At 52.6% G+C, this 10,600-nt stretch carries 9 protein-coding genes; 4 read left to right on the forward strand and 5 right to left on the reverse strand.

Annotated features, from left to right (window positions below; all coding sequences use genetic code 11):
• Window positions 1-156: 156 nt before the first annotated feature.
• Both ACCI49_RS21980 and ACCI49_RS21985 read left to right on the forward strand, forming a co-directional pair.
• Window positions 157-645 (forward strand): LysE family translocator, encoded by a 489-nt coding sequence (locus ACCI49_RS21980; RefSeq protein WP_371841384.1) that lies wholly within the window; start codon window positions 157-159, stop codon window positions 643-645.
• Window positions 646-774: 129 nt separating this feature from the next.
• Entirely contained in the window at window positions 775-1,236 is a 462-nt protein-coding gene (locus ACCI49_RS21985) for a YpsA SLOG family protein (RefSeq protein WP_371841378.1), read from the forward strand.
• Here the strand turns inward: ACCI49_RS21985 and adiC are convergent.
• The 5 genes from adiC to ACCI49_RS22010 form a co-directional block, all read right to left on the reverse strand.
• A complete protein-coding gene (gene adiC / locus ACCI49_RS21990) occupies window positions 1,214-2,743 on the reverse strand; it encodes an arginine/agmatine antiporter (protein ID WP_371841385.1) in 1,530 nt (509 codons plus the stop codon). The genes ACCI49_RS21985 and adiC overlap by 23 nt on opposite strands.
• Window positions 2,740-5,046, reverse strand: coding sequence for an Orn/Lys/Arg family decarboxylase (locus ACCI49_RS21995; RefSeq protein WP_371841379.1), 2,307 nt, complete (start codon window positions 5,044-5,046; stop codon window positions 2,740-2,742). The genes adiC and ACCI49_RS21995 overlap by 4 nt, the downstream gene beginning before the upstream one ends.
• A gap of 91 nt (window positions 5,047-5,137) precedes the next feature.
• The gene (locus tag ACCI49_RS22000) at window positions 5,138-6,850 is read right to left on the reverse strand and encodes a thiamine pyrophosphate-dependent enzyme (protein ID WP_371841380.1); all 1,713 of its coding nucleotides are present in this window, start codon (window positions 6,848-6,850) and stop codon (window positions 5,138-5,140) included.
• A gap of 40 nt (window positions 6,851-6,890) precedes the next feature.
• Entirely contained in the window at window positions 6,891-8,570 is a 1,680-nt protein-coding gene (locus tag ACCI49_RS22005) for an FMN-binding glutamate synthase family protein (RefSeq protein ID WP_371841381.1), read from the reverse strand.
• A gap of 105 nt (window positions 8,571-8,675) precedes the next feature.
• Window positions 8,676-9,830: a saccharopine dehydrogenase family protein gene (locus tag ACCI49_RS22010; RefSeq protein ID WP_371841382.1), complete on the reverse strand. Its 1,155-nt coding sequence runs from the start codon at window positions 9,828-9,830 to the stop codon at window positions 8,676-8,678.
• Between the two features lie 221 nt (window positions 9,831-10,051).
• Here ACCI49_RS22010 and ACCI49_RS22015 point away from each other — a divergent pair, with 221 nt between their 5' ends.
• Both ACCI49_RS22015 and ACCI49_RS25155 read left to right on the forward strand, forming a co-directional pair.
• Complete coding sequence (locus ACCI49_RS22015) at window positions 10,052-10,414, forward strand: NAD-dependent epimerase/dehydratase family protein (RefSeq protein ID WP_371841383.1); 363 nt, start codon at window positions 10,052-10,054, stop codon at window positions 10,412-10,414.
• Window positions 10,415-10,504: 90 nt separating this feature from the next.
• Window positions 10,505-10,600: transposase DNA-binding-containing protein (locus tag ACCI49_RS25155; protein WP_503629704.1), on the forward strand; the 96-nt coding region annotated here is incomplete at its 3' end.

A 10,600-nucleotide genomic window follows, 5' to 3' on the forward strand; every position in this document is an offset into this window, starting at 1 on the left:
TTTGAATTGCGACCTTAAAGGGGGCGTTCACAGTGGCATGCCAGCCCGATCCAAGGAGAAGCTAAAAAGGAAAGTGCTTTCTCACATGAGAATGTTACAAAAGAAGCCCGCGCGTGTAGCAGCCTACTTCCGACACGAATCAATTAGGTACGCAGCATAACTGAACTATTTGTCCGCCGGGTTAATACTTTCGGGTTAGGGCAGGTATTGCAAGCGATACCACCTATAGTAATCGTAATAAAGGCCATCGGCGCCCTGTATTTATCTTGGTTAGGAGTTAATCTGCTAAGGTCGTGGTTGAAAACCAGAGTTAATAAAGTCATTTCTAGTGAAGATATTTCTCTAAGTCCAATACAAATGGTTAGCCGAGGCTTTCTAAACAATATAATGAATCCGAAGGCTTTGCTATTTTTTAGTTTGTTTCTTCCACAGTTTGTCAATGATGATTATGATTTAACGACACAGTTTTTTATTTTAGGGGCACTGCTTAGTATTATAGCGCTGGTAATTAATATTACTCTTTCATTTTGGTTTAGTAAGTTGGGCTCATTTATTGGCAGTAATTTTAAAATAGGCCATCACGTTGATGGTTTTTTGGGTGTTGTTTTTCTGGGGCTCGCTGCACGCTTGGCTACAAGCGAATAAATGTGTGGTAACAAGATAATCAATTTGGACTGGCATCAGTTGACTCGGTTCGGCTTCACATGCACAGTATGTTAACCGTCATTCATGGAATCATTTATAGACACCCAAGTCCGGAGGAAGGGTAAATTGATGTATTGGCCGGAAAAAATTATCAGTGGCGGGCAGACGGGCGCTGATATTGGTGGGTTGGATGGCGCCAGGCGTGTGGGAATTTCTACCGGGGGCTGGGCGCCATTGGGTTATTTGACGGAAGAGGGTGCTCGACCGGAGATGCTGAAATCTTATGGGCTGGTAGAAAGTCATTCGGCAAAGTATAGGGAGCGCACCAGGCAGAATGTTGAGAATTCTGATGCAACTCTGATTCTCGCGACGCTACCTAATAGTGATGGAACCGCCCTCACTCTAAATTACTGCCAAAATTTGGGCAAGCCTTATATTTTAGTGAATCCATCGCGAGATTGCATTGCAGAGATCCGTGGTTTTATAAATTCTGTGAAGCCAGAAATTTTGAATATAGCCGGGAACAGAGAGTCTATTTCGCCTGGCATAGCGGATAAGACGGCAAAGATTATCCAGCAGGTTTTTCTCTGAGGTAAGAGCTTTCGCTCATTTTATGTTCTGAATGAATCAGTCGCTCTATGGGTTGCGGTGCCCGCAGACGCAGTTCTAGATTTTTGTGTTGCCCAACCGACATCCAGAAAAAAATGCACAGCACACCAATGGTGATGGCAAGGGTAAAGTAGTGTACCCATGTGGGTTCGGGACCGCCGGGTAGCAAGTGCTTTTCTTCCACACTGCGCCGGCGATTTAAAATCAGAGCATAAAAAATTACGGTAGTAATGACAAAAATTAAAGACCAACGTGTTTGCTGGGCGTTTGATCCAACTAACGCGATCAAGCAATAGACGGCGGCGATAAGCAAGATAATGGTGAATAGGCTGTATTCACGCTGTGGCATTTTGCCGTATGCGAGAATCTTAAGTGCCACCGCAGAATAGATATAGGGCAATAGCGTCATAATCACAGCCACTGACGCGATCTTGCCAAACTGCTGACTGGCGCTGGGAGAAATAGTAATGAGCACCAGCAGTGACATTAGTATTGCTACCAGTGTGAGGCCCGCAGAAGGCATGCCCTTATTGTTGGTTTTTGCAAAAATGCTGGCAAACAGTCCATCGTCGGATGCGGCTTTAGCAGATTGCCCCACCAGGAGAATCCAACCGCCAAGAGAACCGATACAGCCAATAGCTGCACATATCGCAACTATATTTGCCGCGGTGTTGCCCAGTGCCAGACGGGCAGCGTCCGCAAACGGCGCGGAGGAGGTCAGCAGTTCTTGATTGGGGACCATTCCCATAATGACTGATGAACTCAACACATAAGCCACCGATGCAATCAGTACGCCACCCACCGTTGCGATAGGCACATTTCGAGCAGGATTTTTAACGACAGCAGCAGATACGGAGGCAGTTTCAACACCGATAAAGGCCCACAGGGTGAAGGTGAGAGTGGTCATTACTGCGCTGACATTGCTCTTGCCGGACACGTTCCAGCTTGAACTAAAGATCTGGCTATCAAACCAGAACCAGCCAAAAATGGCTGTGCCCAGGATCGGGATTAGTACCAGGCTGGTGGTTAGGGACTGGATTCGCCCTACAGTACGCGGTCCCAGTATATTGGCGTAAGTGAGCAGCCAAATTAGTGCTACCTGGGCCAGGGCAAAAGTAAGGGGGTCTTTGAGGGGGGGGAAGAAATGGGTGATATAGCCCAGCCCGGCAGTTATCAGGGCAACATTGCCAATAACATTTGCCAACCAGTAAACCAGGTTGGTCTGGTAACCGATATAGTCACCGAAGGCTTTGCGTGCATACGCATAAGGGCCGCCAGCGGCCGGATGTAAAGCGGCGAGGCGTGCAAAAACCAATGCCAGGGCTACAGCGCCGACAACAGTTACCAGCCAGCCTATCAGGGATATGCTGCCCACTACTGCCAAATTGGCTGGTAGCATAAAAACCCCGGAGCCCATCATATTGCCTGCCACCATCAGTGTGGCTGGTAGCAGGCTGATTTTATTCTGATCACTGGCGGGCTGGGTTATGGCTCCACCTCCCTACGCAGGGCGTAGATATGGTAGCGCCCATTACGGACTTCCACGCCGTGATTGTCGTGGCCGAAACCGGGAAACTCGCGATCAAAGGATTCCAGTACCTGCAGGTATTGCAGGGCAGGGCTATCCGCAGTGCCAAAATTTTCACCTGGCATCAGCAGGGGAATACCGGGCGGATAGGGAGTTACACCAGTTGCCACCGTACGCCCGGCCAGCTGATTCAGTGGCAGCATTTCCACATCCCCGCGTACCAAAGCTTCATAGGCCTGGACGGGGCTGCAGTCTGCACCGGGTAGGGCGGAAAAACCCGCTGACATTGTTGAGGTGCTGCGCAGCTTTTTCATGCCGGCAAACATTTTTTGGGCCAGATCGCGAAGGCCAATATCGCCATAGGTTGGATATTTTTTTAGCAGGTTTGGCAGGCATTGGCTGAGGGGATGGTTTGCGTCGTAATCCCGTTTAAAAGCGAGTAGGGCGTTAACCAAAGTGCCCCACTTGCCTTTGGTAATGCCGACAGAAAACAGGAACAGGATGGTGAAGTCTGTAGTTTTCTCTACGATGATCCCTAGATTATCAAGATATTTACTGATAATGCTGGCCGGTATGCCCCATTTATCCAGCTCACCATTGCGCTGCATGCCGGGAGTGGTGATGGAAACCTTGATCGGGTCTAGCATGCAATAGTTTTTTTCCAGATTGCCGAACCCGTGCCAGGACTCACCTGGATCTAGCAGCCAGCAGGCAGCTTCTTTGCACAGCAATTCAGCGGGAGCCGCGTGAAATGCATAATTGTGTCCGCTACTGGGATCGGTTACCCGATCCGGTTGCCAGCCATCAAAAAACCACTCGCCTTTGTCTTCATACTCCCTCTTTAGACGCGCCAGTACCTGGCGGAAAGCCACGGCTTCGGCAATAGATTCACCGGTTAAGGCAGTGCCGCCAGGGCCATCCATCATGGCGGCACTGACGTCGTTGGAGGCCATAATGGAATAGAGCGGAGATGTTGAGGCGTGCAGCATAAACGCCTCATTAAAGCGCCCGTGCTCGATAGGACTGCGCCCATCGCGAATATGTATCATGGAAGCCTGGGAAAGCGCGGCAAGTAGTTTGTGCGTGGATTGGGTGGCGAACTTGGTGGGTTTCAGGTTGGGCTGCGGATCGTCGCTGTCGTACATGGCAAACCGATCCCGGTATATCGGATTGAACCGCGCATATGCGTACCAAGCCTCGTCAAAATGCAGGCGGTCCACCGACTCTCCCAGCAACTCTTCCACCCTACGCACGTTATAACAGAGGCCGTCATAGGTGGAATTGGTAATCACTGCATGAACCGCCCGCTGGCTATCTGCCATTTTTGAAAGGGGATTCTCTTGGATAGCCTGGTCTACCGCTCCTTTGGTCAATTGCTCAGGCGGTATTGGGCCAATCAGGCCGTAGTGATTGCGCAGTGGCACCAGGTAGGCCGGAACGGCACCGGACATGGTGATCGCATGTTCAATCGACTTGTGGCAATTGCGATCACACAGTGCCAGTTGCCCGCGGGTAACGGAAGCCATCACTATCACTCGGTTGGAAGTGGAGGAACCGTTGGTGACATAGTAGGTGCGGTCTGCACCGAAAACCTGGGCTGCGTAGTGTTCGCCCGCAGCGATAGGCCCTGTGTGATCAAGCAGCGATCCCAGCTCGGTTACGGAGATAGACAGATCCGAGCGCAGCATATTTTCGCCGAAGAAATCGTAGAAGGCGCGGCCGGCGGGAGATTTTAAAAAGGCGGTGCCACCGGTATGGCCCGGTGTGTGCCAGGAATACTCATGCACGCGGGCAAAATGAGTGAGGGCGGAAAACATCGGCGGCAATACTGCGTGGCGATAGCGCTCGATGGCTCCTTGGATGCGCCCGCTGATAAAGGTGGGAGTATCTTCCAGCATCCAGATAAAATCGTTGGCCAGTTCCAGTGCACGGCGCGGCATATTGCCAACTGTCTCGCGGTCGGCGAGTAAAAAGACCGGCAATTGGAGGTTGCGCGCACGCAGTTGTTCCAACACGTCCAGAGCGGGGTAGTCGCCGTCACCGGGTAGCTCCCAGTTCAACAGCAGGCACTGGATTGCGGGGTTGGCCCGCAGCATGGCGCTGGCATCGTCACTGGAGACAGTGGTGATTAAGTCAATGCGGCGAAGTGCCAGCTCCTCCTCGAGACGTGCCGCTACGCGCCCAGGAGCGCTGTTGCTGACGATTTCTCCACTGGCGAGAAGTGCCAGCAGAGAGTTGGGGACTTTTTCTCCAAGTTTGTGCATGGCTTCCTGCCCCTTAGGCACTTACCCAAAACTGCGGTGGGGTGAAAAATAGAGTTTTTTCCCGCAGACAGAGCATCGCGATAACGCCGGCCTACTTCAGGAAGTTATCTTTTAGCAAGTCGACCACTTCATCGGCACGCCCATTGAGAATGGCTTTGAGCCCAAACAGGGCAGTTGAGGATACCTGTTGGGCAGTGACTTCCGGTGGCATCACCAATTCCAGCCGGTTTACGGTTACGTCGAGCAGGGCGGGGCCCTTCACCGCCAGCCAGCGTTTCATAGCGGCCTCCAATTCACCGGCTTCTTTAACGGTTTCGCCAGTGATGCCGATCACTTCCGCCATACGGCTAAAGTCGGGATTTTTTAGGCCAGTGAAACTGTCCAGTAATCCCTCGATGCGCTGTTCCATTTCCACAAAACCCAGGGAGTGGTTATTAAAAACCAGTAGCTTGAGCGGTATTTTTTCCTGGACCAGGGTAAGTAGATCCCCCATCAACATGGTCATGCCGCCGTCACCGCACATGGCAATCACCTGACGGCCGGGGTTGGCTTTGGCCATGCCCAGTGCCTGCGGATAGGCGTTAGCCATGGTGCCGTGAGACAGGCTGGTGAGGAATGATCGCTTGCCGTTGGCGCGCAACTGGCGCAGCAGCCACACCATGGGAGAGCCACCATCCGCGGTAAATGCGGTGTCCTCGTCTGCCAGCTTGTCGAGTGTCTGTGCCACAAACTGGGGGTGAATCAGCTTGGGGTCGGGTTCATGGCCGCGACCCTGCATTTGCTCCAGGTCTTTTTGGTAGCGCTCGCATAGATCATCGAGAAAGTTTTTATCCGTGCGTGATTTTAACTTTGGCATCAGGGCTTCAATGGTGGTATTCACGTCGCCAACCAGCCCCATATCTACCGGCGTACGTCGACCCAGGTGCGAAGGTTCGATATCCACTTGGATAATGGTGGCTTTTTCCGGGTAGAACTGGGTATAAGCAAAGTCATTGCCCAGGCATAGCAATAGGTCGCAGGTTTGGACTGCACGATAGCCAGCAGGATTTCCGAGGATACCGTTCATACCCACATTGTATGGGTTGTCGTATTCCAGGAACTCCTTGGATTTGGTGGTGTGTACTATCGGAGCAGCCAGATGCTGGCCGAGTTTTACCACAGCTTCATGGGCGTTGCGGCAGCCGATACCGCCGTAAATAGTGATGTTCTTTGCCTGGTTGATTTTTTCTGCCAGCGCATCCAGTTCCTGATCTGAAGGACGCGTCAGCCACTGGGGGCGATGTACAGACCAGGGGACTGAATCTTTCACTTTGGTTTTAAACATATCGCCACTGACGACCACAACTGCCACGCCTCGATGGTTGAGGGCGGTCTGTGCAGCTTGGCTGAAAATGCGACGAGCCTGGTTGGGGTCTGCCAGCACCTCGCAAAAAACAGAACACTGCTCGTAGAGTTTTCTTTGATCGACATCTTGCGGATAGCCAAGCCCCTGCTCGGCGCGATCAATGCAGGTGGCGACCAGCAATACCGGCGCTCCATTTCTATGGCTTTCAAAAATGCCGTTAATAAAGTGCAGGCTACCAGGACCCGCGGTGCCAGCACATATACTCAACTCGCCGCTCAAGTAGGACTCTCCCCCAGCGGCAAAGGCACCTACTTCCTCATGTCGCACGTGTATCCACTCAAGACTTGAAGTACGTACGGCGGAGGTAAAATGATTGATGGTATCGCCGACGATGCCATAGCAGCGTTTTGCACCGGCCTTGACCAGGGTGTCGACAATAACCTCGGAAACGGTCTTCATGGTGATCTCCACAAATATGGGTTGCGGCAATGGGAACTGGCTAACCTGAAATCCGCCGGATTTCTTTGTCGAGCCCATGCTCAAGATGGATCGCCGGTTGGAAAGAGTCTGCCTGGGCGGCAAGCCACCAGCGTCTATAGGGGGTGTCTTCCGGCGCATCAATCAAAGAGTTTTCCTCAAGAAAGTGCCAGACATGGTGGATGGGCAGGGTCTCCACGGCATTGATATTGTGATACAGGTGGTAGGGCTTCAGGTCACGAGGGTCGGTTAGGCCGGCTGCCGCGACGATATCCCCTAGAGCCTCTAGAGTTTTTGCATGGAATGCCGCTGCCCGCTTGCTCTGTACATCCACTACTAAGCCGCGCTGCCGTTTGGGGTCCTGGGTGGTGACGCCAGTGGGGCAGGTATCCGTATGACAGCGCTGGGATTGGATACAGCCGATGGAAAACATAAAAGGGCGCGCGGCGTTACACCAATCAGCACCAACTGCCAGGCACTCGGCCAGTCCGGATGCGGAATAGACTTTTCCACTGGCGGCTAAGCGTATTTTGTTACGCAGCCCTGAACCCACAAGCGCATTGCGTACAACAATCAGCCCTTCCAGTAGAGGCATGCCCACATGATTGGAGAGTTCAAGTGGAGCCGCGCCGGTGCCGCCTTCAGAGCCGTCCACTACGATGAAGTCAAGCAGTATTCCCGTTTCGTGCATGGCCTTCATAATTGCCATGACCTCATGGATGTGCCCTACACAAAGTTTAATGCCTACCGGTTTGCCGCCGGATAGAGTACGCATCTGTTCAGCAAACTGCATCATTTCAATAGGGGTGGAAAACATCGAGTGGGCGCGGGGCGAGACACAATCTTCCCCCGGTTTAACTTTGCGGGTGGAAGCGATTTCCTGGGTCACTTTTGCGCCCGGCAATACGCCACCATGGCCAGGTTTGGCGCCCTGGCTCAATTTAATTTCCGTCATTTTGACTTGATCATCGCAAGCTTCACGAAAAAGGTCGGGATCGAAAGTGCCGTCGTTTTTACGTGCGCCAAAATAACCTGAGCCCAATTCCCATACCAGGTCACCACCGTGTTTGCGGTGGTAGGGGCTGATCCCGCCTTCTCCGGTATCATGATAAAAACCGCCTATTGCAGCCCCTTTATTTAGAGCCTCAATTGCCGAGGCGGATAGGGCGCCGAAACTCATGGCGGAAATGTTCAGAAGGGACACGGAGTAGGGCTTCGAACATTGATTAGTGCCGACTTTGATCCGGGCATTAATATCCGCTTTTTTTGCCGGGGTTATGGAATGTGTCAGCCACATTTGCTCCCCAGAGTAGACATCTTGCTCTGTGCCGAATGGATGCATTGCGGAAACCCCTTCAGCACGGGCATTGACTAACCGGCGTGCTTCATAACTAAACGGCTTGCCCTCTTCGTCGCCTTCAACAATGTAGGCGCGAAAATAGGGTCGCAGATTCAGGAACATCCAGCGGATACGTGCGGCCACCGGAAAGTTTCGGGTGAGAGTCCATTGTCGCTGGTATATATCGTAGAGGCCCAGAAATACGAAAAACAGGCTTGCCGCTAATGCGATTAACCACCAAGCGCTTGCGGAGAAGGTGAGCACCAAGAAGACAGGTGTTAGAACCAGGGCAGTCACGGGGATGATCGCGCGCTTGATTCCGTTCCTACTGGCGTAGGCACGCCAGGCACTGGAGATGATCATAGGAAGTGAGGCTCAGTGTCGTTACAGTGAGTTCCGATACTGAACCTAGATCATTCGCAGATACTTTGCCGCTATGTTGCCACGATCTGCGGTTAAACAGACCGCTTAGAGACTCCTCAGAGCCAGCATGCGCTCCCGGGAACACGTTTCAATAGCCGTGACAATGGAGTAATCGTTCAGCTCCATCAGGATGTCGTCCAAGCTGAGAAGCTGCCAGCAGGCGTGAGCTCCCACCCCTGGTGCATTGCTCGTAAAGAACTTACGTGCCATGGCCGCGGCAGGGGCCGCCGGAATCCAGGGGCCGTCGCCGTTCAGTCCGAGAATTTGCCACTGGCGAGTGGCGGTTTCGCCGTGTTGGTTTTCTCCTTCTGCGCGCACAATCATGCCGCCGTGGGGAGTGCCACCGGGCCAGCGTGGAGTGAGTTTGTGCCCAAGCTTAGCTAGGCGCGTGCTGGTTGCCGGCAGGTGCAGGCGCGCCAGTTGGGCACAGGCGGATAAGCCAGCCTGTAGCATGAAAGGTTCCAGCCCTGTGGCAAAACGCGCATTGCGCACACTGGGGAAATATTTGGGGCACAGCTCCAAGTCTGGTACATCGAAGTCGCACAGCCAGCGCTTGCCCACGGGGTGGGCCAGAGTCACGGGGCGCAGGTTCTTACCAGCGAAGGACTCGCGCCAGTGGCCATCCTGCAGTTGCGGGAAACTGTGTCCCAGGAATTCGAAACCAGCGCGCACTGTGGCCAGCCCGCGCTCTATGCGGTGTGCTGGCGCTATAGCGATATCTACGGTGTGGATTACCGGAAGCTCCCGCTGAATTTCGGTAAGGGCGGCAGAGCTCAGGCCGGGCAGGCTGCTGGCGCCGGATACCATGGCAATCCCTGCGGCCTCTGCAGCGGGAGATAGGCGGTGGAAATCGCACACAAAGCGGCGCGCATCAGAAATATCGATATAAGGGGTGCGGGATTCGATACAGGCTTTGGCAACCCGGTAATCACTTTCATTTTGGAAGGGGCCGGCGCAGTGGATCAGCAGGTCCAGGTGTAATGCCTTTAACTGTGCGGTGAGGTTGATGGAGTCCCGTTCCAGGCGCAATCCCTCAGCGAGGCCGCCGAGCTGTTCCGCACATCGGTCTGCCAGCCCCTTGTTGCGTCCGGCAATAATCAATTGGATATCGGGTTCCGAATTCAGCATCTGCGCAATACGCGCGCCAAAATTTCCGTAGCCGCCGAGTATCAATACACGTTTATTCAGGTTGTTGATCACCTGGGTCGAACTCCTCTCCCTTGAGGTCTGAATGGATCATGCAATGGAGCGGTGGCGTAAATCAAGGGAATCTTGGTACGGTTCATAAAGTCGCCAACCAGCACCACTTCTGAGGCCAGGCATTTGCGATCTGTAATTCTGCAGGTTTTGTATATCCTTAAAGTCATGCAACGGGGGTATCTGGCATTAAATTTTCCATCTGATCCAACGGGGAGAGAAATATGCGGACGACAGAGAAATCCCGCATAGTGGTACTGGGTGGGGACGGATTTTGCGGATGGCCAACAGCATTGTTTTTATCTCGCCAGGGGTATGAAGTAACTATTGTTGATAATTTCTCACGGCGACGCATTGATGATGAATTGGGTGTGACTTCGCTAACCCCTATTGAGAATCTTGCAGTTCGTCTGCAATGCTGGTGGGATCTGACAGGACTGAACATTGGGTTCCGTGAGCTGAATGTGGCTTGCGATTACGATGCCCTGGTTGAACTCATTGAGGGAATTCAGCCCAAAACCATTGTACATTTTGCCGAGCAGCGCGCGGCCCCATATTCAATGAAATCCTCCCGACACAAGCGCTAAGTTTTATACACAAGTTTTTCCAGTTTTATTATAAAAATCAATGAGTTACAGTTTTGGCATAGTAAGAGCTACAGATTTGGATGGGTAATTATGCAGGACTGGGTCATGGACGAAGTGAAAAATCAAGTTATGGGCGATGTACGATTGAATAAGCGATTGTCCAATATTCTTAGGAATTTAAGTTCC

The organism is Microbulbifer epialgicus (assembly GCF_041447265.1).
Lineage (GTDB): Bacteria > Pseudomonadota > Gammaproteobacteria > Pseudomonadales > Cellvibrionaceae > Microbulbifer > Microbulbifer epialgicus.

What these genes read in the sequence shown, in the direction of transcription:
- ACCI49_RS21985 (WP_371841378.1), top strand. Translation starts at nt 775, where the DNA reads ATGTATTGGCCGGAAAAAATTATCAGTGGCGGGCAGACGGGCGCTGAT.
- ACCI49_RS21995 (WP_371841379.1), bottom strand. Translation starts at nt 5,046, where the DNA reads ATGCACAAACTTGGAGAAAAAGTCCCCAACTCTCTGCTGGCACTTCTC.
- ACCI49_RS22000 (WP_371841380.1), bottom strand. Translation starts at nt 6,850, where the DNA reads ATGAAGACCGTTTCCGAGGTTATTGTCGACACCCTGGTCAAGGCCGGT.
- ACCI49_RS22005 (WP_371841381.1), bottom strand. Translation starts at nt 8,570, where the DNA reads ATGATCATCTCCAGTGCCTGGCGTGCCTACGCCAGTAGGAACGGAATC.
- ACCI49_RS22015 (WP_371841383.1), top strand. Translation starts at nt 10,052, where the DNA reads ATGCGGACGACAGAGAAATCCCGCATAGTGGTACTGGGTGGGGACGGA.